Below are 19475 nucleotides of genomic sequence, written 5' to 3' on the forward strand. Positions count from 1 at the left end.
CACGCTATTCGCCCCGTCGGCGCAGCGTCAACGGACCACACGGATCGTGTCGATGTCGTGACCATGCGGGTTCGGTGCAGGCACGAGGACGGCGGGACCCCGCACGGGCTCCGCCGTCCTGCGCCGTCACCTCAGCCTTCAACTCATCGGAGCGCGACGGCCGTGCGGCTGATCGTGTCCTCGATGCCGGCGAGGCCCTGCATCCGGTCGTACAACGCTGGCTGCATCGCGATGTGGTCGTCGTCGGCGGTGCCGGCGACCTGGTCCGGGCCGATCGCGTAGGTGTGCAGCCGGTTGCCGGTGTTCATCACGCTTGTGGGGTCGTCGAGGTCGTCGGTGTGGAAGCTGCCCAGGAAGTGCCCGATCTCGTGGGCGGTGGTGTTGCCCAGCGCCTGCCCGACCGCCTGCAACCGGTCGCTGTCGTCGGTGAGGAACCGGCTGAGCGAAATCGGGTTGTCGTCGCCGATCATGAGCTCCGGCATGACGACCGCCGTCTCCTCGCGGGCGAAGTTCCCCGGGTCGACGGACTCCGACAGCCCGAACGCGGGCAGGAGGCCGGTCTCTGCGATCGTGCCGCCCACGATCACGCGGCTGACCCCCGGCTCACCGAAGAGGTCGGGGTCCTCGAGGTCGTTCGTCACGCGCACCTCGGACCCGGGGATCTCGTCGTGCAACGTCTCGCGGACGCGCTCGGTCGTGGCCTCGATGACGGCGCGCTCGTCGGACGCCGTGAGTCCCCAGTGCGGCAGGAAGTCGCGCAGGGGGCTGATCTCCCGCACCCCGGGCTCGAGGGCCAAGGACTTGAAGATCCGGTTGTCGAACGACGGGCCGCTGAAGTCGAGCAGTACCGTGTGCGTGGTCTCGCCCTGGGTCGACGGCGCGCGGTGCGACCCCACGGTGAGCTCGTAGTCGCCGGCGCCGTCGGCGACCGAGACGAGGTACAGCCCGGTCTTGTCGACGACATGGTTGGCGGTGGCGTTGCCGCCACGGGGCAGCGGCGAGTCGTCGGGGTAGACGACGCCGGAGTCGAAGGCGGAGGCCTGCACCAGGTCGCCGTCCAGCTCGTGGATCGCGACCTGCCGGGCGGCGCCGGACACCGAGGCGCCCAGCACGTCGCCCTGGCGCAGCGGGACGGCGTACACGTCCGTGTCGGCGGTGCCCCGCGCGTGCAGCGTGACGTCGAGCTCGTACGGGCCCTCGGTGAAGACGGCCAGGCCGGACGCCGGGTCGAAGGGGTCCTCGGGGAAGAGGTTGCCGACCGCCACGTAGTAGGTGCCCCGCTGCTCGATCCGCTGGGAGAGATGCACGGCGCCGTCGCCGGTCATGTCCTGGGTGCCGACCAGGAGGTTCCCGTCGGCGTCGTACAGGAGCGCGTTCGGCGTCAGCTCGCCCTCCGGGGCGAGGTCCACGGTGAGGGTCTCGCCCTTCGCGGCGTCGACGCGGTAGAAGTCGTAGTCGCCGGTCTGGCCGCCGTCCGACCCGTGCGGCCCGTCGCCGATGACGCCGGTGGTCGTGACCCCGCGGCGCTCCGCGCCGAGGTCCAGGTCGCGAGCCAGCGGGATGGCGCCGTCGTCCTCCTCGTTCGGCGCGACCTTCTCCCCGGTGATGGTCGTCGTGCCCAGACTGCCCTCGACGCGCAGGTCCCAGCCGCTCGCCGCCCGAGGTGCGGGGAGGCGCTGGGCTCCCTCGCCGCCGTCGTCGACACTGTCGCCGGAGCCCTTCTCCTGCACGCGCGGGGTGTCGTCTGCGGCGCGGAGCCCCGGTGCGTCCGGGTCCGGCCCCTCGTGCACCAGCCGGTGCCGCATGGCCTCGCCGTCGATGCCACCCGTGGCGTCGGGGCCATGGATGTGCGACGCCGTGGCGGGGGAGGCGCGCGGTGCGAGGCCGGAGGGGGTGCTGGCCTCCGCGGCGGACGCCGCGGCACCCGCCAGGGCGAGCGGGGCGGCGAGCGCCGCGGCGCTGACCAGGTATGCCGCCCGGTGCGGGGTCCGGGCGCGGTCGCCCGGACTGTTCCTGTGATCAACCATGTGACCGAATGTACAAGCCCCCGAGCGGAGCGCCGTCAGGCTGCGCTCCGGGCGCGCCGGGCGTACAACCGGAAGATGTCCTCGACGGGGAGCGAAGCGGCGACGCTGCGGACCATCACCACCGACATCCCGGCCCGGCTGGACCGGCTGCCGTGGGCGCGCTGGCACTGGCTGATCGTGATCGGCCTTGGCACGGTGTGGATCCTCGACGGCCTCGAGGTGACGATCGTCGGCAACCTGTCCGACGCGCTGAAGGGGGAGACGGGTCTCGGCCTCACCAGCGCGGACATCGGCCTCGCGGGCGCGGTATACGTGACGGGCTCGTGCCTCGGGGCGCTCGTGTTCGGGCAGCTCACCGACAGGTTCGGGCGCAGGAAGCTGTTCATCCTCACGCTGCTCGTGTACCTCACGGGCACCGTGCTGACGGCCTTCTCGATGAACCCGCTGTACTACTTCGCGATGCGGTTCGTCACCGGCCTCGGGATCGGCGGCGAGTACGCGGCCGTGAACTCCGCGATCGACGAGCTGATCCCGGCGAAGTTCCGCGGCCGCATCGACATCGCGATCAACGGCTCGTACTGGATCGGCGCCGCGGGCGGCGCGCTGCTGACCATCCCGCTGCTGAACCCGGAGCTCGTCCCCGCGTGGCTGGGCTGGCGGCTGTGCTTCGCGCTCGGCGCGGTGCTCGGGCTCGCCGTGCTGTTCGTACGCCGGAACGTGCCGGAGAGCCCGCGCTGGCTCTTCATCCACGGCAGGGAGAAGGAAAGCGAGCGGATCGTCTCCGGCATCGAGCAGCGCGTGACGCAGGAGGACGGCGTCGAGCTCCCCGAGCCCGAGGGCACCCTCACCGTGAAGCAGCGCCACACCGTGAGCCTCGCCCGGGTGGCGCGCACCGTCTTCGCGGACTACCCACGCCGCACCGTGCTGTGCCTCTCGCTGTTCGTGGGCCAGGCGTTCCTCTACAACGCGTTCTTCTTCACGTTCGGCGACACGCTGCAGACGTTCCTCGGCGTCGGCCAGACCGGTGCATACATCGCCCTGTTCGCGGTGAGCAACTTCCTCGGGGCGCTCGCGCTGGGGCCGCTGTTCGACAAGGTCGGCCGCGTGCGCATGATCTCCAGCACGTACATCGTCTCGGGCGTCCTGCTCGCCGTCGCGGGTCTCCTGCTCGGCGGGCTCACCGCGTGGACGCTGACGTTCCTCGGGATGGCGATCTTCTTCATCGCGTCGGCCGGAGCGAGCTCGGCGTACCTCACCGCGAGCGAGGTGTTCCCGATGGAGACCCGGGCGCTGTGCATCGCGTTCTTCTACGCGATCGGCACGGCGGTGGGCGGTATCACCGGTCCGCTGCTCTTCGGGCGCCTCATCGAGTCCGCGGGCCAGGCCGGCGACATCACGGGCATCGCGGTGGGCTACTACCTCGGCGCGGCGCTGATGATCGGCGGGGGAGTGGTGGCGATGTTCCTCGGCGTCGGGGCCGAGCAGAAGTCGCTGGAGGACATCGCGACGCCGCTGTCGGCCACGGACGCTGCCACCGACGCCGAGGATGCTCAGGGCCCCGACGGCTGCTGACGGGCGGCCGCCGTGAACCGCACGCCGAGGCGGCCTAAGGCCGCGGCGAGCTCGGGCGGCCCGATCACCTCGACGTCGGCGTCGAACCGGCCGATCGCCGCGGCCAGGCAGTCACCCGCTACTGGGCGGCGCTCGCGGACGGCGCGTCGGCGCGTCAGCGAGTCGCTACCGGCGCCGCGAGGGGGAGGGGCGCGCCGGGGGTCAGACGGCCGCGCGGTACGGGCGGAAGAAGTCCCGCAGCTCCGCGGCGTAGAGCTCGGGCTCCTCGAAGGGCCACCTCCTGGACCGGCCAGTCGAAATCCTCGGCCCAGTACTCGACCAGCTCACGGAGATAGCCCGCGTCGGCCCCCAGCGACCAGCCGGCGCCCGCCGGGGCGTCCGGCAAGCGCGTCGCCCGCAGCCGGGCACGCAGGTCGTCGACCACCGCCGGGTCGGTGCGCGGGGTGAAGGGCTCGTACGAGTCGGTCGTCACGTCTGCACGCTACGACCGATCTGCCGCCGCCCTCCGCCCGGCGTCGGTTCGGCGTCCGTCACGCGGGCGGCAGCCAGGTGCGGGCCGCCGTGACGAGGGCCGTGACGCCGTTCGTGAGGGTCGGCTCGATGATCGGGGCGTAGTGGGGCGAGTGGTTGGACGGCACCTTCAGCAGCGCGGGGTCGGTCATGTCGCCGGTGGTGAACAGCGACGGGTCGGTGCCGCCGAGCAGCCAGTAGGACAGGGGCGCCCCGGCCGCGGTGGCGAGGATCCCCACGTCTTCGCTGCCGGCGCCGGCACCCGGGTCCATGATCTTGTCGGGCCCCAGCCAGGCGGCGAAGGCGTCGAGCGTGCGCGAGAGCGCGGCCTGGTCGTTGACGACGACGGGGAACCGCTCGATCGGCGTGACGGTGGGCTCCTCGGGGGCGCCCGCCGTCGCCGCCTCGCCCTTGACGATGCGGTCGACCGCGGCGAGGATCTGCTGCCGGGTCGCCTCGTCGTAGCTGCGGATGTTGAGCTGCACCTCGGCCTCGCCGGGGATGACGTTCGCGGCGTCGCCGGCGTGGATCGAGCCCACGGTGAGGACGGCCGTCGCGGTGCTCGGGATCTCCCGGGAGATGACGGTCTGCAGGCGCAGTACGGTCGCCGCCGACATGACGATCGGGTCGATCGACGCCTGCGGCGTGGAGCCGTGGGCCCCGCGACCGACGAGCCGGACACGGAGCGAGTCCGAGCCTGCGTAGGACGCACCGGCATGCCCGGCGATCTTCCCGGCGGGCAGGGGCGCCACGTGCTGGCCGAGGACGACGTCGGGCCTCGGGAAGCGCTCGTAGAGGCCGTCGTCGACCATCGCCTGCGCGCCCGCCCCGAGCTCCTCGGCGGGCTGGAAGACCGCCAGCAGCGTGCCGGACCAGCTGGCCGTGTCCTTCGCCAGCACGTCGGCGGCGCCCAGGAGGCACGTCGTGTGTAGGTCGTGGCCGCACGCGTGGTCGACGGGGACGGTCTTGCCGGCGGCGTCGGTGGTCGTCTCCGTGCTGGCGTAGTCCAGCCCGGTGTCCTCCTTGACGGGCAGGGCGTCCATGTCGGCGCGCAGCAGGGCGACCGGGCCGGGCCCGTTCTTCAGCACGCCGACCACGCCGGTAGTCCCGATCCCGGTCGTCACGTCGAAGCCCGACGCGCGGAGCCGGTCCGCGACGATCCCCGCGGTGCGGTGCTCGGCGAACCCGAGCTCTGGATGGCGGTGCAGGTCCTTGTACAGGTCGGCGAGCGTGGGATCGACGTGGACGTCCGCGTGTGCGGGCTGGTGCGTGGGCATGTCGCCCCTTTCGCAGGTGGGTTTCAGCGTAGGTCGGCATGCCGGATCCGGCAGGGCGGGCGGTCGAGGGCGAGGTCTTCGGAGTTCGACGTCGAGATTCGTGTCGAGATTCATGTCGAGAACGTGTCGAGAACCGCGGGTCGGCTCCGTCCCCGGGGCGAGAGGCGGTGACACGCATCGCCCCGCATTGGAGGATGGACCCATGGCCAAGTACCTGCTGCTCAAGCACTACCGCGGGATCCCGGAGCCGGTGCCGGGCACCGACGTGCCGATGGACCGGTGGACGCCCGCCGAGGTGAGCGACCACATCGCCTTCATGGACTCGGTGATCGACGACCTGCGCGAGCGGGGCGAGTTCGTCGATGCCCAGGCGCTCTCCCCGCGCGGCGAGTTCGTGCGGTACGGGGGCGAAGGGAAGCCCCCGGTCACGGACGGCCCGTTCGCGGAGACGAAGGACCTCATCGCCGGGTGGATGGTGATCGACGTGGACTCGCAGGAGCGGGCGCACGAGGCTGCCGCGTACCTGTCCTCGGCGCCCGGCCCGGGCGGACGCCCGCTCCACGAGTGGATCGAGGTGCGCCCGTTCCTCACCGACGCGGCCGAGGTCACGGGGTGAACGACCCCCGGCGGGACGAGGCGTCGAGAGGCCCGGTACTGAGAGGCCCGGTACTGAGAGACCAGGTGCTCAGAGACCAGGTGCTGCGGGACGTGGCACCCCAGGTCCTCGGCGTCCTCGTCCGCCGCGGGGCGGCCTTCGGCGACGCCGAGGACGCCGTCCAGGAGGCGCTCCTGGAGGCGGTGCGCCGGTGGCAGGGGTCAGACGGCCCGAGCGACGCGGTGAACGGCGGGATGCCGGACGACCCAAAGGGTTGGCTCGTCACGGTGGCGTGGCGCAAGTTCCTGGACGCCCGGCGCTCCGCGTCCTCCCGCGCCCTGCGCGAGGTCAAGGTGAGCCTCGAACCGGCGTCCGGACCTACGGAACAGGCCGACGACACCCTGCTGCTCCTGAGCCGCTGCTGCCACCCGGCCCTCACGCCGGCGTCGTCCGTCGCGCTCACGCTGCGCGCCGTGGGCGGCCTGACGACGGCGCAGATCGCCCGGGCGTTCCTCGTGCCGGAGGCGACGATGGCCCAGCGCATCTCGCGGGCCAAGCGCACGGTGACGGGGGAGCGCTTCCGGGAGCCGGGCGACGTGTACGCGGTGCTGCGCGTGCTGTACCTGATGTTCAACGAGGGCTTCACCGACCACGCGACCGACCACGCGACCGACCGCGCGAACGCCCGCGCGAACGCCCGCGCGAACGCCCGCGCGACCGACGGCGCGACCGACGGCGTGGACCTCGTGGACGAGGCGATCCGCCTCGCCCGGCAGCTGGTCGCCGCCGTGCCCGACGACGCCGAGGCCGCGGGCCTGCTGGCCCTCATGCTGCTGCACGACGCCCGCCGTCCCGCCCGCACGTCGCCGTCGGGGGAGCTCGTGCCGCTCGCGGAGCAGGACCGTGCGCTGTGGGACACCGCGACGATCGCCGAGGGCGTCGCCCTGCTACAGGGCGCGCTCGCCCGCGACCGGCTCGGCGCCTACCAGGCGCAGGCCGCGATCGCCGCACTGCACGACGACGCCGCGTCGGCCGAGGAGACGGACTGGCCGCAGATCCTCGGGTGGTACGACGAGCTCGCGACGCTCGACCCACGCAACCCCGTGGTGGCGCTCAACCGCGCGGTCGCCGTGGGGCACGTGGACGGTCCGCTCGCCGGCCTGCGCGTGGTGGAGGGCCTGGCTCCCGACCTTCCGCGGCGCGACGCTGCGGCCGCCTACCTGCACGAGCGCGCCGGCGACCTCGCGGAGGCGGCCCGGCTCTACGCCGCCGCGGCCGAGGCGTCGCTCAGCTCCCCGGAGCGGACGCACCTGGTGAAGCAGGCGGCGCGGCTGCACCACGCGGGAGGGTGACGCGGGACACTCAGCCGCACTCGTCGCAGACGCCGGTGGCGGGGAGCGCGGTGTTGCACGTCGGGCAGATGGCGAGGACGGGCTCGGGTGCGACGGGCTTGCGGACGGGGGCGGCGCTCGCGGCCTTGCGGCGTGCGGCGGGCTTCTTCGTGGCCGCCGGGGCGGCGGCGGAGGCCGGCGCGGTGGCCACGAAGCCGTGCTTGGTCAGGATGGCGGCGTCGTCGCACTTGGCATCGACAAGGTCATCCGTCGTGGCGAGCTGGCCGGTCGCGTACTTGTGCGCGACCCCCAGCACGGCCTTGGAGTCGTAGGTCTGGCCGGAGTGCACGAACGTGTGCCCGGGGTTGGGGGTGAAGCCGTACACGCCGACGAAGGCGTCGACCCCTCGGTCGTCGGCCTCCTCGATCGCCTTAAGGATGTGCTGACGGGTCACGCTCGAGAAGGTAGCCACGGTCTCAGGTTAGTCGCGTCCGGAGGGCCTCCCCGACGCCCGGGCCCCGACTGCGGCGAGGACCACACGACGGGGGCCGGGTCTCAGTACCCCGCGTGCCGGTCCACGACCCCCGTGAGCTCCCGTCCCGAGGCGAACCGGGAGAGGTTCTCCTCGATCCGCGCGCGCAGCAGCGGCGCCACCATCTCGGCCGTGTCGGCGGTGTGGGGGGTGATCAGAGCCCGCGGGGCGTCCCACAGCGGGTGGCCGTCGGGCAGGGGTTCCGGGTCGGTGACGTCGAGCGCGGCGGCGCCCAGGTGCCCCGAGGACAGGGCGTCCACGAGGGCGTCCGTGTCGACGAGCCCGCCGCGCGCGATGTTCACCAGCACGGCGCCGGGCTTTACCGCGGCGAGCTCGGCCGTGCCGATCAGGGCCCGCGTCCGCGAGGTGAGCGCGGCGGCGATCATGACGACGTCCGCCTCGGCCAGCTCCGCGGTCAGGTCGTCCGCGGTGACGGTCCGGTCGGCGCCCGGCACCGGCTCGGGGCGCCGGCGCACCACGACGTTGCGCGTGCCGAACGGAGCGAGCAGGTCGAGGTACGTCCGGGCGATGCCGCCGGCGCCGAGGACGAGCACGTTCGCTCCGAACAGTGTGGTGCCGGCCGGCTCGCCCCACGACCGGGCGCGGGCCCGCTCGGGCAGGTGGCGCAGCGACGCCAGCGTGAGGGCGAGCGCGTGCTCGGCCACGGGGCGGGAGAACGACCCCTTGGCCGACGTCCAGGTGATGCCGTCGCCGGCGAACAGACCGGCGTCCGCGTACGCGTCGACCCCCGCCGAGGGGAGCTGCACCCACCGGGTGCGCGGGGCGGCCGCGAGGGCCTCCCGGAGGTCGGTCACGGCGCCGCCGAACCACAGCAGGCCCTCGGTCTCCGGCCCGGGTGGCACCTGTCGGGCGCCGGCGTCCGCGGCCGCGTCGCGCACCCAGGCCGGAGCCTGCGGCGCGGCGGTGATCCCCGGGGCGCTCATGCGTCCACCCGCAGCCGGTACCACTGCGGGCGGGTGCGGTTCATCGGCCAGCCCAGTCCGGCGGTCTCGGCGGCCCGGACGTCGAGCAGCTCCCAGCCCTCGAAGGCCGCCACGACCTCCTCGGGCGCGACGCCCTCCACGAGCCGGCGCAGCCGCGTGGGCTGGAACGCCAGCACGAGCAGCGTGGCGCCGGGGTTGGCGAGGGCGGTGACTCCGCGGCCCTCGGCGCGGCGTTGCTCGGTGTCGAGACCCTGGAGGCAGCCGACGTCGAGGAAGAGGTCGAAGGCGCCGAGCTCGTCGGATCCGGCCTCCAGGTCGGTGACGTCGCCGACCACATAGGTGACCCCGTCCCGGTCGCGCCGGCGCGCCTCTTCGATCGCCTGCGGTACGACGTCGACGCCCACGGCGTCCCAGCCTCGCCGCGCGAGGGTCGGGGTGAATTGGCCGCGGCCGCAGCCGAGGTCGAGCACCCGCCCGGGGGGATGCGGCCGGTCGGCCTCCTCGCGATCGAGCAGGGCGGCGATGCTCGGTGCCGCGGCCTCCGCGTACCCCTCCCAGGGACGGACGCCGAGCCGATACAGGCGGGCATAGTTGGTCATGGCCCGAGCCTGCACCAAAATCCGTGCAAGGACGCCCAGAACACCTCGGTGAACGTCTCCGGGTCGATGCCGTCGCCGGCGACCTCGCCGAGACGCTCCAGCAGCGCGGCGAAGGCATCCTTGAGGGGTTCCGGCGTGCCCTCCTGTGCGTACGCGAGGCCGCCGTCGAGCTGGAACATGGCGTCGAACACCGCCGTGCTGCGTTCGGCGAAGTCGAGGGAGGCGCGCGCGAGAGCCGCGACCCCCTCGTGCGGGCCGTCCACGGCGGCGGTCGCGGCCCGCGCCGCCGAGGCCATCTCGGTGGCGCCCTGGAGTGCGACGGCGCCGATGATCTCGCGCTTACCGCGGAAATGGCTGTAGAAGACGGGCTGGCTGTACTCGATGCGCCGGCACGGTGACCTCCGTGCTGATGTGGTTCGCCCTCGCCGTGGTGCTCCTGGCGCCGCACTACCCGAACCACATCGTGTACACCCGCAACTTCATGACCGTGGTGCGCGGCGCGGCGCCACGCTGCGCAACGCGCTGGTGGAGCGGCTGCAGGCGCTGTCCATCGGGTACTACTCGCGCGCCAGCTCGGGGGTGGTGCAGAGCAAGGTGGTGCGCGACGTCGAGAACGTCGAGCTGATGCTGCAGCAGGTCACCCATCCGCTGCTCAACCTCGTGCCCGTCACCGCGCGCGGGATCGAATCGGTGCGCTCGATCGCGGAGGTGCTCGCCGAGCTCGACCTCGAGCAGAACGAGGGACGCCGCCACGTGGACCACGTACAGGGCAGCCTGCGCCTCGCGCATGTCTCGCACCGCTACGCCGACGCGTCCGAGGACTCGCGGCACGACGTCGACCTCGAGGTGCGCGAGGGCGAGACCGTCGCCTTCGTGGGGTCGTCCGGCTCCGGCAAGTCCACCCTGCTCAACCTCGTGCTCGGCTTCGTGCGGCCCACGGCGGGCCGGATCCTGCTCGACGGCGCGGACATGGCCGAGCTCGACCTCCGTACGGTGCGGCGCTCGGTCTCGGTGGTGCCGCAGGAGTCGGTGCTCTTCGAGGGCTCGATCAGGGAGAACGTGGCCTACGGGCTCGACGACGCGTCCGACGAGCAGGTGCGGGCGGCCAGCGGCAGCGCCTGGCGATCGCCCGGGCGCTGGTGTGCGACCCGCGCATCCTCTTCCTCGACGAGGCCACCAGCGCGCTCGACCCCGAGGCTGAGGCGACCGTACGCGAGGCGCTCGACCGGCTCATGGCGTCGCGGACCACCCTGATGGTCGCCCACCGGCTGTCCACCGTCCGCGCGGCCGACCGCATCGTTGCGCTCGAGCACGGGCGCGTCATCGAGGTCGGCAGCCACGACGAGCTGCTCGCGCGCGGCGCCCGGTACGCGGCGCTGCACGCCGCGCAGGCGGGGGCGGCGTGGTGCCCGGAGCAGTGCCCGGAGTAGTGCCCGGATCAGCCGCCGTGTCAGCGCCCGGGTCAGGCTGCGGCGCGCAACCGGGGGAGGGCGCGCACGACCTCGTCGAGCTCGGGCAGCGCGGCGTCCCCGGAGCTCAGCACCACCACGAACTCCGTGACGCCCACGGCCGCGTAGCGCCCGACCAGCCCCGGCAGGTCCGCGACGTCGTGCTCGCGCAGGCGCAGCTGCACGGTGCGGCGGATCTCGGCCGGGTCCCGGCCGACGTCCGCGCAGTGCCGCTCGAGCACCTCGCTGAGGGCGGCGACCCGCTCCGGGGTGCTCGAGGTGTCGTTCCACGCGTCGGCGTACTGCGCCACGAGGCGCAGGGTGCGCCGCGGCCCGGAGCCGCCCACCCAGATCGGCGGGTGCGGGCGCTGCACCGGCGCGGGCTCGGCCACGGCGTCCGTGAGCCGGTAGTGCTCCCCGGCGAACGTGGTGCGGGGCCGCGTCCAGAGCGACGTGAGCACCTGCAGCGACTCCTCGAGCCGGTCCATGCGGGACCGGACCGTGCCGAGGTCCAACCCGTACATCGCGTGCTCGTGCTCGTTCCACCCGGCGCCGATGCCGAGCTCGAGGCGGCCGCCCGAGAGATGGTCGACCGTGGTGGCGAGCTTCGCGAGCATCACCGGGTGGCGGTAGGTGTTGCCGGAGACCATGCAGCCGATCCGCACGCGCGACGTGGCCACCGCCATCGCCGCCTGCATGGCCCACGCGTCGAAGATCGGACGCGAGTCGTCCGCTCCGAGGGAGGCGAGATGATCCATCACCCAGACGTGGTCGAACCCCGACTCGTCGGCGGCCTGCCACACCTGGCGGAACGTCCCGATCGGCGCGTCCTGCGTGAGCTTGATCCCGAAGCGGAGCGTCGGTCCAGATGTCGGTCCAGATGTCGGTCCAGATGTCATGGGACCATCCTGGCGGCAGGCGGCCACGCCGACGAGACCGGGGCCGACACGGGGGAGCGCACATGGTGACCATCCACGACGTCGCACGGCACGTCGGGGTGTCCGCGGCCACGGTGTCGAACTACCTCAACCGCCCCGAGAAGGTGGCGCCCGCGACGACGGCGCGGATCCGGGACGCCGTCGAGCAGCTCGGCTTCGTCCCGAGCCTGTCCGCCCGCCAGCTGCGGTGGCGCAGGTCGGGGATCGTCGGCGTCTCGGTGATCAACGCATCCAACCCGTTCTTCGCCGACGTGGTCAACGCCGTCGAGCAGGTGCTGGCCGCGGCGGACCTGACGCTCGTGACGGGCAGCACCCACGAGTCGGGCGACCAGCAGGAGCGGCTCGTCGCGCTGTTCGAGCAGCTGCGCTTCGACGGCATGGTGGTCGCGCCGTCCGACGCGCAGATGGCGGCGCTCGCGGCCCGCAAGGAGCGCGGCACCCCCGTGGTCGTGGTGGACCAGCAGGACCCCACCCGCCGCCTGTCGACCGTGTCGTTGCGGCACCACGAGGGCGGGCGCGTCGCCGCGCAGCACCTGGTGGACCGCGGCCGGCGCCGCCTGCTCGTGGCCACGGGTGCGCCCCGGGTGCAGCAGATCAGGCGCCGCCTCGACGGAGTCCGGGAGGTGGTCGGCCGGACGCCGGGCGCGACGCTGCGGGTGGCGCACGCGGACGACCTCGGGCTCGCCGAGGGCGCGGAGGTCGGGCGGCGGATCGCCGCCGCCGCGCCCGACGAGCGGCCGGACGCCGTGCTGGCGGGCAACGACATGCACGCGCTCGGCCTCGTGCGTGCCCTGCTCGACGGCGGGGTGCGGGTGCCCGAGGACGTCGCGCTCGTGGGGTACGACGACATCCCGTTCGCGACCACGGGCGCCGTGCCGCTCACCACCGTGCGCCAGCCCAGCCGGGCGATCGGCACCGCGGCGGCCGAGATCCTGCTGCGCGAGATCGCCCAGCCGGACGCGCCGAGCGAGGAGGTCCTCTTCGACCCGGAGCTGGTGGTGCGGTCCAGCAGCTGAACCGGTGCTCGGGAGTGTCAGCGCGGGGGGCAGCGCGACGGGTGGGGGCAGTGAGGGTGGGTGCAGTGAGGCGGCGTCATCCGACGGCCGGGTCGCCCTCGAGCAGCGTCAGGTACGGCGCGATCGCGGGGAACACCCACAGGAACAGCACCGCCACGACGGCCGTGACGAGCACGAGCGACACCAGGATGCGCCAGAACAGGTTGCCGGGCAGGTGCCGGAAGATCCACGCGTACATCAGTCGCCCTCCTCGCGGACCTGGTCGGGGGTGCCGTCCGCGCGGTCCATCCACCCGACGAACTTCGCGTAGGTGATCCAGCGGTGGTCGTTGCCGTACTCGCCCAGGGTCAGCGAGTGGCAGGTCGTGAGCGTCAGCAGCCGCTCGGTGGGCTCCTGGTCCGGATGGTGCGGCACAGGGGCCACCACGTCCACCTGGTCGGGCGTCACGAGCTCGTCGCTCGTGACCTCGTAGACGTACCAGGTCTTCGCCGTCTCGACGATGATCTGGTCGCCCTTCTCCAGGACGTCGACGTGGCGGAAGGAGTTGCCGTGCGTGCGCCGGTGCCCGGCGAGGGCGAAGTTCCCCACCTCGCCCACCTGCTGCGACGTCTCGTAGCGCCCGGCCATCGCCTGGTCGAGCACGTCCATGCCGGTGCCCTCCGCGATGGGCATCGCGTTGGTCGTCAGGCCGTACCAGGCCGGCACGATGAGCGTGCCGATCGTCTCGCCGTAGGGCGTCTGATCCGGCACCGGGGGTTCGTCGGTGCGCAGCTCGGCGGGCGCAGGGTTGGGAGCCGGGAGTGTGTCGTAGAACTCCGACATGACCTTGTCCGCCTGGGCGGTTGCCTCCACCGACGTCCAGAACAGCTGCCAGACGACGAACAGGCCGAGCACCACCCCGAGCGTGATGAGCACCTCGCCGACGCCGCCCACGACGCCGCTGCCGGTGCCTCGGCGTCGGACGGGGCGAGCGTGGGCAGGACTGGTCACGTGCGCGATGCTACGTGGTCTCCGCAGGCCCCGCGGCACGCGGGCGCGGTCGCGTCCGGCGCGGGCGCCCCACGGCCGGGACGTGGGACGCTGGAGCGGTGACCAGCGACGACGGAGTGGGATCGGGGCGCGCCGCGCGGCTGCGCCGGCGGTGGGACCGCGAGGCGTCGGGGTACGACCGTGCGTTCGCGGCGGCCGAACGGCGGATGTTCCCCGACGTGCGGCAGCGGCTGTGCGCCCGCGCCGAGGGCCGCACGCTCGAGGTCGCCGTCGGGACCGGGCTCAACCTCGAGCACTACCCGCGCGAGGTGGTGAGCGGCGGCTTCACGGGCGTCGAGTGGAGCCCGGGCATGCTCGACGTGGCACGGCGGAGGGCCGCCCGCCTGGGGCTAGGCCTGGACCCGGACACGGACCTACGGCTTGGCGACGCGCAGGCCCTGGACCTGCCGGACGACGCCTTCGACACCGTGGTGTGCACCTTCTCCCTGTGCGCCATCCCCGACGACCGCGCGGCGCTCGCCGAGATGGTGCGGGTGCTGCGCCCCGGCGGGCGCCTGCTGCTGGCCGACCACGTGGTGTCGAGCTCGTGGCCGCTGCGGGTGCTGCAGGCGGTCGCGGACCTGGTGAGCGTGCCGCTGGCGGGCGAGCACTTCCGCCGCCGCCCGCTGGTGTGGGTGCGCGAGCACGGCCTCGTCGTCGAGGAGCACGAGCGCACCCGGGCGGGCGTCGTCGAGCGGGTGGTGGCGCGGGCGGGCTGACCGCTCGGTCCGACGTCGGGGGTCGGGCGGTCAAGGGGCCCGGCGCTTCAGGGGCCCGGCGCTTCAGGGGTCGGGCGGTTCAGGGGGTCAGCGGGTCACGAAGCTGTCGGTGTCCCCGCGCGGGGACACCTCCTCGACGTCGATCCCGCTGACCACCGCCGCCGCGGGCCCTTCGCGCAGGAACGCGAGCATCGCGTCCACCGCGGCCGGGGTGCCTTCGACCTCGGCCTCCACGGTGCCGTCCGCCAGGTTCCGCACCTGGCCCCCGACGCCGAGCCGCGCGGCCGCGTCGGCGGCCGCCCAGCGGAACCCCACGCCCTGGACGCGGCCGTGCACCACGACCCGCCGCCGCACCGTCCCGCTCATCCGCCCTCCCACACAGCCGTGAACCCGTCGCGTCAGTCGAACAGGTCGCCGATGTCACCCATGTCGTCGAGGAGCCCGCCCAGCACCATGCCGCCGAGCACGGCGCCGAAGACGTCCGAGCCGGAACCACCACCGCGACCGGGCCGACGCCCGCGGCCGCCCTGCCAGCCGCCGTCGTAGCCACCGTCGTTGTAGCCACCGTCGTTGTAGCCACCGTCCCAGCGCTGGCCGTGGCCCCCGCGGGCGAGGTCGCGGTGGGCGAGCGTCGCGGCTTCGGCGGCGAGGGCGGCGCCCCGTCGCGCGGCGGCGACCCCGCGCTCGGGGTCCTCGGCGGCCCGCGCCTGCGCCACCTCGCGCTCCGCCTCGGCCAGCCGCGTGCGGGCGTCCGGGCCCACGGGGGCGCGGTAGTCGTCCACCACCGACCGGGCGGCCGCGAGCTGACGCTCGGCGTCGTCGAGGGCCGGGCCGAGGCGAGAGGTGGCCCTGCGGGTGCGCTCGTCCTGCTCCGCGCGCTCCGCGACCGCGTCGTCCAGCGCCGTGTTCGCCTCCCGCACCCGGGTCAGGGCGTTCACCGGGTCGCCCGGCTCGCCCGCGGCGGGCAGGGCGGCGAGGGCCTCCTCGAGCGAGGTGACCGCGCCGTCCACGGCACCCGAGCGCTGGGCGGCGGGCAGGGCCCGCGCCGCGGCCAGCTCGGTGCGCGACTCCGCGACGATCGCGCCGAGGGCGGCCTCGGCGCGCAGCGCCTCCGCCTCGTAGTCGTCGACGGCGCGCAGCAGCCCCTCGGCGCGGCGCACCGCCTCCTCCGCGGCCCGTGCGGCGGCGCCGGCCTCGGCGACCTGCTGCGTCGTGAGCCGCTTGCGCGCGGCGGCGGCGCTGCGCCCCGCGAACTCGAGCAGCCGCTCCGCCTGGTCGGGGTTGTCTGCCACCGAGAGCAGCGCCCGCTCGGCGTACTGGCTGCGCAGGCGGTCCAGGTCGGCGCGCGCCCCGGGAATGGCGGCGCGCACCCGCCCGAGCTCGTCGTCGACCCGGGCGACGGCGTCCGGCGTGGCGCGCACGGTCCGGCGCAGGGCGGCGAGGCCGCTGTCGAGCTCGTCGAGGGATCCGCCGGCCGAGCGGCACAGGTCGACGATGCGGGCCGACCACTCGCGCCGCTGCTGGTCCGTGTCCGGCACGTGATCGTAGAGGAGCTGGTTGAGGTGGAAGGCCTCGGCGAGACGCTCGCGCGCCCGGCGCAGCGTCGGCGCGAGGTCCTGCGTCTCGCGGTCGCCCAGCTCCGCCACGGCGAATGCGAGCTCGTCCTCGGCGAGCCGTGCGCGCTCGTCGGCGCGCACCAACGCCGAGCCGGCCTCGATCCCGAGCCGCTCCAGCTCCGCCGCGTGCGTCCGCGTGTGCTCCCGGGCGGCGCGACGGCGGCGCGTCACCCAGACGGCGACCGCCGCCACCAGCACCAGCACGACGACCAGGCCCGTCACGATCCCGACGATCTGCCCCGCATCCATGGTGGGCATCGTAGGCGGCGCCGGCGCTGTTCCGGGCATCTGCCGGTGACGCACCGGCCGGCGCGGCGATGCTGCGGGGCGGTGTCGCCGGGCCCGCGGCCCGACGACACCGCCCGTGCACCCGCTCAGCCTCGGCGGCGCGCCACGCGCAGGGCGATCAGCACGGACGCCCCGGCGAGGACGACCACGCCGCCGGCGATGCCGAGCACGACGAGCGGGTCGTCACCCCCGGCTTCGGTGCCGGACGCCGCACCGGCGTGAGATTCCGACCCAGCCTCCGACCCAGCCTCCGACCCCGCGTACCCGTCGGACGTGCTCGAGGCCGCCTCGCAGCCGGCGGCCTCCGCGGGCGGTGCCGACTCGCTCGGCGCGCCTGCCGCGGGGGAGTACGTGAACGAGTACCGGCCGCTGGTGGGGTGCCCGTCGGCGGAGACGATCCGCCAGTCGACGGTGTATACGCCGGCCGCGCCCAGCGCCACCGGCACGGACGCGGTGCGGTCCTGCGTGGTGGCGCAGCCGGTGGCGTGCTCCGCCCCGTCCGCGTCCGTCACCGTGACCACGGTGCTCGTGCCGTCGGCCGACAGGTTCAGCACCACGTCGTCGAACGTGATGTCGACGGTCTCGGGCGCCTCGGACACGGACGAGTCTGCCGCCGGGGAGGTGTCCACGACGACGTTGTGCGCGCTCGCGGGGGCAGCGGCGACCATGGTGCCGGCCGTCCCCGCGAGGCCGGCCAGCCCGGCCATCCCGGCGATCCCGGCGACGAGCACGCCCGCCCCGGCGCGCCGCGTCCTCGCGCGGCGGCGGCCCGGCCGGCGCGTCACGCCTGCCCCGAACGGGCGCGGACGAGCGCGACGACGCCCGTCACGGCCCCGACCAGGCCGAGGCCCAGGCCGGCGGCGCCGAGCGCGAGCGGCAGGGTGTCGCTGCCGTCGGAACCGGTGGCCTCGGTCGTGCCGCCGGCCGGCCCGTCGCCGGAGCCGCCGGACGCGGCCGCGTCGTGCCCGTCCGCGTCGTGCCAGTCCGTCTCGGCGGGGGTCACCTGCAGCACGGGGGCCGGGTGCTCCAGCTCCGCGCCGTCGGTGGCCTCCTCGTCCCACGCGACGACCTCGCCGTCGGAGTAGGTCTGGGTGGCGGGCAGGGCGAGCTGCTCGGCACCCTCGGGCACGGCGCCTGCGGAGACGGTGAAGCGGAGGAACTCGCCGGGGGCGATCGCGGCGTCGGGGTCGTCAGCCGTCCACTCGACGGTGGCCGGAGCCTCGGTCACCTGGGTGCCGCGCACGTCGACCGGCTCGGGCAGGGGCGCGTCGGTGACCTCGGCCGTCCACCCGGGCACCGGCTCGACGGACACGCTGGTGAACGGCGTGTCCGCGGGCAGGATGACCTTGACGCCGGTCGTGGACGCCGTGTCCGACTCGTTGGGAACCTTGACGATCAGGGTGGCGTAGCTGCCGGCCGCGGCGGACTCCGGCGTCACGGTGACGTGTGCCGATGCGGCGCCCGCGCCGAGCACGAGGGCGGGGATGGCGAGCGCCGCGGCGCCGGCGAGGGTGCGCGCCCGGCGGGAGCCGCGGGCGGGGCGGTTCGTCGGAGTCGGGTCGTGGTCGGTCGGGTCGTGGTGGGTCGTGTGGTGGGTCGTGGGCATGGCTGTCTGCTCCTGCTGGTTCGCGTCGTGGTTCGACTGTCGTGGACGACGAGGGACCCGCCCTCGTCCGACGTCGGACCGGGCAGGCTCAGGCGGGGCGCACGATGGCGCCCGGGAGCAGCGGCGGGCCGCGCGGCCGGGGGCGACCCAGCCCGTGCCAGGGGTGTGGCCGCCAGGCGCGGCCGGTGACGACGTGCCCGCGCCGCCGGACCACGGGCAGCGGGGGCGGGCCCTGGACCAGCACCCCCACGCCTCGCAGGTGCTCCACGACGTCGGTCGCCGCCCGGTCGCCCGCCGCGAGCAGGAGCGCCGTGGCGAGGACGGCGGCGGCGTGCGCGGCGAGCATCCATGCCGAGGTGCCCGCCCCGTCGCCGTGCAGGTGCGTCAGGCCCGCCTGGGCCGGGGGCAGAGCACCGGGGCCCAGCTCGTGCAGCGTGTGCCCGACCTGGCCAGCCTGGCCAGCCTGGCCGACCTGGCCGGCAGCGGAGAGCGAGCGGCCGGAGTCCGCGGCGGCCATGAACGACAGGGTGGAGTGCTGCACCACCTGCATCGCGACCATGGCGGGCAGGAGGCGGCGGAGGGTCAGCCGGCGGCGTGACGTCCACACGGCGAACGGCGCCGTGAGCGCCGCGACGACCAGCCAGCCGAGGGGTGCCCCGGGAAGCGCGCCGCCGGCCAGGAGGTGCGCGGCGGCCGCGATGCTGAGCGTCGTGCCGGCGACGAGGAGCTCGCGCACACGACGGACGACCACGGGCACCCGGCCACCTTATCGCCCGGGTTCAGCAGTCGGGTCACGGCCCGGATCGTCGATCCGCCGCGGCGGGGCCTGGTCTACGGTGGCGCCGAGACACGGGGTGCGTCCCGGCCCGGCTACCGCCGGTACCGGGACGCTGAGATCACACCCGTCGAACCTGATCTAGCTCGCACTAGCGAAGGGATGTCGACATGAGCGTGCGCGCACGGCTCGACGACGACGCGAACCACACCGCCGTCCACACCGCCGACCTCGCCGCGGGAGTCGCGCCGACGTCGCCCCGGGCGCTGGCCCGCGCGAGCCAGCTCGCACCCACGCGGGCGGAGCAGGCGTTCTGGGCCGGCGGCGCGCACGGCGCCCTGGTCACCGAGCTCGACCTGCACACGCGGTGGCTCGGGGGCGGGGTGCTCGGGGGCGGGCGGCCCGGCGACGAGCCGCCCGGACGTGGCGGCGAGCCCGGCCACGACGGCCTACCTCGACCACCTGCGCGCGGCCGGGGGCGACTACGCGACCCTCGTGGCCGCCGTCCTGCCCTGCTACTGGATCTACCAGGACGTGGGGGAGCGGCTCGCGGCCCGCGACCGGCCGGGACACCCGTACTCCGCATGGCTGGGCACCTACGCCGACGACGCGTTCGCCGGGTGAGCCGGTCGAATCCAGTTCCGCCGGTTGAG

The 19475-nt window shown here is 74.5% G+C and carries 22 protein-coding genes, 1 pseudogene and 1 riboswitch; of the genes and pseudogenes, 8 read left to right on the forward strand and 15 right to left on the reverse strand.

Annotation, left to right across the window (positions count from 1 at the left end; all coding sequences use genetic code 11):
• Positions 1-143: 143 nt before the first annotated feature.
• Positions 144-2027, reverse strand: a complete 1884-nt coding sequence (locus tag AC1C2V_RS09015) for a hypothetical protein (RefSeq protein ID WP_495389255.1) — start codon at positions 2025-2027, stop codon at positions 144-146.
• A 75-nt stretch (positions 2028-2102) separates the two neighbouring features.
• Here AC1C2V_RS09015 and AC1C2V_RS09020 point away from each other — a divergent pair, with 75 nt between their 5' ends.
• Positions 2103-3599, forward strand: coding sequence for an MFS transporter (locus tag AC1C2V_RS09020; protein WP_495389256.1), 1497 nt, complete (start codon positions 2103-2105; stop codon positions 3597-3599).
• A gap of 154 nt (positions 3600-3753) precedes the next feature.
• On the opposite strand, the gene AC1C2V_RS09025 is transcribed toward AC1C2V_RS09020, so the two are convergent.
• Both AC1C2V_RS09025 and AC1C2V_RS09030 read right to left on the reverse strand, forming a co-directional pair.
• Positions 3754-4071, reverse strand: coding sequence for an epoxide hydrolase N-terminal domain-containing protein (locus tag AC1C2V_RS09025; protein ID WP_495389257.1), 318 nt, complete (start codon positions 4069-4071; stop codon positions 3754-3756).
• A gap of 58 nt (positions 4072-4129) precedes the next feature.
• A complete protein-coding gene (locus AC1C2V_RS09030; RefSeq protein ID WP_495389258.1) occupies positions 4130-5386 on the reverse strand; it encodes an amidohydrolase in 1257 nt (418 codons plus the stop codon).
• Positions 5387-5588: 202 nt separating this feature from the next.
• Here AC1C2V_RS09030 and AC1C2V_RS09035 point away from each other — a divergent pair, with 202 nt between their 5' ends.
• Both AC1C2V_RS09035 and AC1C2V_RS09040 read left to right on the forward strand, forming a co-directional pair.
• Positions 5589-6002 (forward strand): YciI family protein, encoded by a 414-nt coding sequence (locus AC1C2V_RS09035; RefSeq protein WP_495389259.1) that lies wholly within the window; start codon positions 5589-5591, stop codon positions 6000-6002.
• 65 nt (positions 6003-6067) lie between these two features.
• A complete protein-coding gene (locus AC1C2V_RS09040) occupies positions 6068-7333 on the forward strand; it encodes an RNA polymerase sigma factor (RefSeq protein WP_495389260.1) in 1266 nt (421 codons plus the stop codon).
• 10 nt (positions 7334-7343) lie between these two features.
• Here AC1C2V_RS09040 and AC1C2V_RS09045 read toward each other — a convergent pair whose 3' ends face one another.
• From AC1C2V_RS09045 to AC1C2V_RS09060, 4 genes are all read right to left on the reverse strand, one after another.
• Positions 7344-7766, reverse strand: coding sequence for a ScoMcrA-related endonuclease (locus AC1C2V_RS09045; protein ID WP_495389261.1), 423 nt, complete (start codon positions 7764-7766; stop codon positions 7344-7346).
• A 101-nt stretch (positions 7767-7867) separates the two neighbouring features.
• Positions 7868-8788 (reverse strand): D-isomer specific 2-hydroxyacid dehydrogenase family protein, encoded by a 921-nt coding sequence (locus AC1C2V_RS09050; RefSeq protein WP_495389262.1) that lies wholly within the window; start codon positions 8786-8788, stop codon positions 7868-7870.
• On the reverse strand, positions 8785-9387 hold the full coding sequence (locus AC1C2V_RS09055) for a class I SAM-dependent methyltransferase (protein ID WP_495389263.1): 603 nt from the start codon (positions 9385-9387) through the stop codon (positions 8785-8787). The genes AC1C2V_RS09050 and AC1C2V_RS09055 overlap by 4 nt, the downstream gene beginning before the upstream one ends.
• Positions 9384-9683, reverse strand: a complete 300-nt coding sequence (locus AC1C2V_RS09060) for a TetR-like C-terminal domain-containing protein (protein ID WP_495389264.1) — start codon at positions 9681-9683, stop codon at positions 9384-9386. Before AC1C2V_RS09060 ends, AC1C2V_RS09055 begins: the two co-directional genes overlap by 4 nt.
• Before the next feature lie 328 nt (positions 9684-10011).
• On the opposite strand from AC1C2V_RS09060, the pseudogene AC1C2V_RS09065 reads away from it, so the two are divergent.
• Positions 10012-10508: pseudogene (locus AC1C2V_RS09065) on the forward strand (ATP-binding cassette domain-containing protein); the annotation flags it as partial.
• A gap of 132 nt (positions 10509-10640) precedes the next feature.
• A complete protein-coding gene (locus tag AC1C2V_RS09070) occupies positions 10641-10817 on the forward strand; it encodes a hypothetical protein (RefSeq protein ID WP_495389506.1) in 177 nt (58 codons plus the stop codon).
• Between the two features lie 32 nt (positions 10818-10849).
• On the opposite strand, the gene AC1C2V_RS09075 is transcribed toward AC1C2V_RS09070, so the two are convergent.
• Complete coding sequence (locus AC1C2V_RS09075) at positions 10850-11734, reverse strand: LLM class F420-dependent oxidoreductase (protein ID WP_495389265.1); 885 nt, start codon at positions 11732-11734, stop codon at positions 10850-10852.
• Between the two features lie 62 nt (positions 11735-11796).
• On the opposite strand from AC1C2V_RS09075, the gene AC1C2V_RS09080 reads away from it, so the two are divergent.
• The gene (locus tag AC1C2V_RS09080; RefSeq protein ID WP_495389266.1) at positions 11797-12789 is read left to right on the forward strand and encodes a LacI family DNA-binding transcriptional regulator; all 993 of its coding nucleotides are present in this window, start codon (positions 11797-11799) and stop codon (positions 12787-12789) included.
• Positions 12790-12865: 76 nt separating this feature from the next.
• Here AC1C2V_RS09080 and AC1C2V_RS09085 read toward each other — a convergent pair whose 3' ends face one another.
• The gene (locus AC1C2V_RS09085; protein ID WP_495389267.1) at positions 12866-13027 is read right to left on the reverse strand and encodes a hypothetical protein; all 162 of its coding nucleotides are present in this window, start codon (positions 13025-13027) and stop codon (positions 12866-12868) included.
• Positions 13027-13779 (reverse strand): class E sortase, encoded by a 753-nt coding sequence (locus AC1C2V_RS09090; protein WP_495389268.1) that lies wholly within the window; start codon positions 13777-13779, stop codon positions 13027-13029. Before AC1C2V_RS09090 ends, AC1C2V_RS09085 begins: the two co-directional genes overlap by 1 nt.
• A gap of 98 nt (positions 13780-13877) precedes the next feature.
• Here AC1C2V_RS09090 and AC1C2V_RS09095 point away from each other — a divergent pair, with 98 nt between their 5' ends.
• Complete coding sequence (locus tag AC1C2V_RS09095; RefSeq protein ID WP_495389269.1) at positions 13878-14537, forward strand: class I SAM-dependent methyltransferase; 660 nt, start codon at positions 13878-13880, stop codon at positions 14535-14537.
• Positions 14538-14624: 87 nt separating this feature from the next.
• Here AC1C2V_RS09095 and AC1C2V_RS09100 read toward each other — a convergent pair whose 3' ends face one another.
• From AC1C2V_RS09100 to AC1C2V_RS09120, 5 genes are all read right to left on the reverse strand, one after another.
• Positions 14625-14903, reverse strand: coding sequence for an acylphosphatase (locus tag AC1C2V_RS09100; RefSeq protein ID WP_495389270.1), 279 nt, complete (start codon positions 14901-14903; stop codon positions 14625-14627).
• A gap of 32 nt (positions 14904-14935) precedes the next feature.
• Complete coding sequence (locus AC1C2V_RS09105) at positions 14936-16402, reverse strand: hypothetical protein (protein WP_495389271.1); 1467 nt, start codon at positions 16400-16402, stop codon at positions 14936-14938.
• A 125-nt stretch (positions 16403-16527) separates the two neighbouring features.
• Positions 16528-17226, reverse strand: a complete 699-nt coding sequence (locus AC1C2V_RS09110) for a copper resistance CopC family protein (protein ID WP_495389272.1) — start codon at positions 17224-17226, stop codon at positions 16528-16530.
• The gene (locus AC1C2V_RS09115) at positions 17223-18047 is read right to left on the reverse strand and encodes a YcnI family copper-binding membrane protein (RefSeq protein WP_495389273.1); all 825 of its coding nucleotides are present in this window, start codon (positions 18045-18047) and stop codon (positions 17223-17225) included. The genes AC1C2V_RS09110 and AC1C2V_RS09115 overlap by 4 nt, the downstream gene beginning before the upstream one ends.
• A gap of 88 nt (positions 18048-18135) precedes the next feature.
• Positions 18136-18804, reverse strand: coding sequence for a hypothetical protein (locus tag AC1C2V_RS09120; RefSeq protein WP_495389274.1), 669 nt, complete (start codon positions 18802-18804; stop codon positions 18136-18138).
• A gap of 83 nt (positions 18805-18887) precedes the next feature.
• A riboswitch (TPP riboswitch) is annotated at positions 18888-19002 on the forward strand.
• Between the two features lie 243 nt (positions 19003-19245).
• On the opposite strand from AC1C2V_RS09120, the gene AC1C2V_RS09125 reads away from it, so the two are divergent.
• Positions 19246-19446, forward strand: coding sequence for a thiaminase II/PqqC family protein (locus AC1C2V_RS09125; RefSeq protein ID WP_495389275.1), 201 nt, complete (start codon positions 19246-19248; stop codon positions 19444-19446).
• The last annotated feature ends 29 nt before the right edge of the window (positions 19447-19475 follow it).

The organism is Isoptericola sp. Y541, assembly GCF_059445465.1.

Coding starts and splice junctions, on each gene's coding strand:
- AC1C2V_RS09020 (WP_495389256.1), top strand. CDS start 2,103: ATGTCCTCGACGGGGAGCGAAGCGGCGACGCTGCGGACCATCACCACC.
- AC1C2V_RS09085 (WP_495389267.1), bottom strand. CDS start 13,027: ATGTACGCGTGGATCTTCCGGCACCTGCCCGGCAACCTGTTCTGGCGC.
- AC1C2V_RS09055 (WP_495389263.1), bottom strand. CDS start 9,387: ATGACCAACTATGCCCGCCTGTATCGGCTCGGCGTCCGTCCCTGGGAG.
- AC1C2V_RS09070 (WP_495389506.1), top strand. CDS start 10,641: ATGGTCGCCCACCGGCTGTCCACCGTCCGCGCGGCCGACCGCATCGTT.
- AC1C2V_RS09075 (WP_495389265.1), bottom strand. CDS start 11,734: ATGACATCTGGACCGACATCTGGACCGACATCTGGACCGACGCTCCGC.
- AC1C2V_RS09080 (WP_495389266.1), top strand. CDS start 11,797: ATGGTGACCATCCACGACGTCGCACGGCACGTCGGGGTGTCCGCGGCC.
- AC1C2V_RS09100 (WP_495389270.1), bottom strand. CDS start 14,903: ATGAGCGGGACGGTGCGGCGGCGGGTCGTGGTGCACGGCCGCGTCCAG.
- AC1C2V_RS09105 (WP_495389271.1), bottom strand. CDS start 16,402: ATGGATGCGGGGCAGATCGTCGGGATCGTGACGGGCCTGGTCGTCGTG.
- AC1C2V_RS09030 (WP_495389258.1), bottom strand. CDS start 5,386: ATGCCCACGCACCAGCCCGCACACGCGGACGTCCACGTCGATCCCACG.
- AC1C2V_RS09050 (WP_495389262.1), bottom strand. CDS start 8,788: ATGAGCGCCCCGGGGATCACCGCCGCGCCGCAGGCTCCGGCCTGGGTG.
- AC1C2V_RS09015 (WP_495389255.1), bottom strand. CDS start 2,027: ATGGTTGATCACAGGAACAGTCCGGGCGACCGCGCCCGGACCCCGCAC.
- AC1C2V_RS09035 (WP_495389259.1), top strand. CDS start 5,589: ATGGCCAAGTACCTGCTGCTCAAGCACTACCGCGGGATCCCGGAGCCG.
- AC1C2V_RS09115 (WP_495389273.1), bottom strand. CDS start 18,047: ATGCCCACGACCCACCACACGACCCACCACGACCCGACCGACCACGAC.
- AC1C2V_RS09060 (WP_495389264.1), bottom strand. CDS start 9,683: ATGGCCTCGGCGGCGCGGGCCGCGACCGCCGCCGTGGACGGCCCGCAC.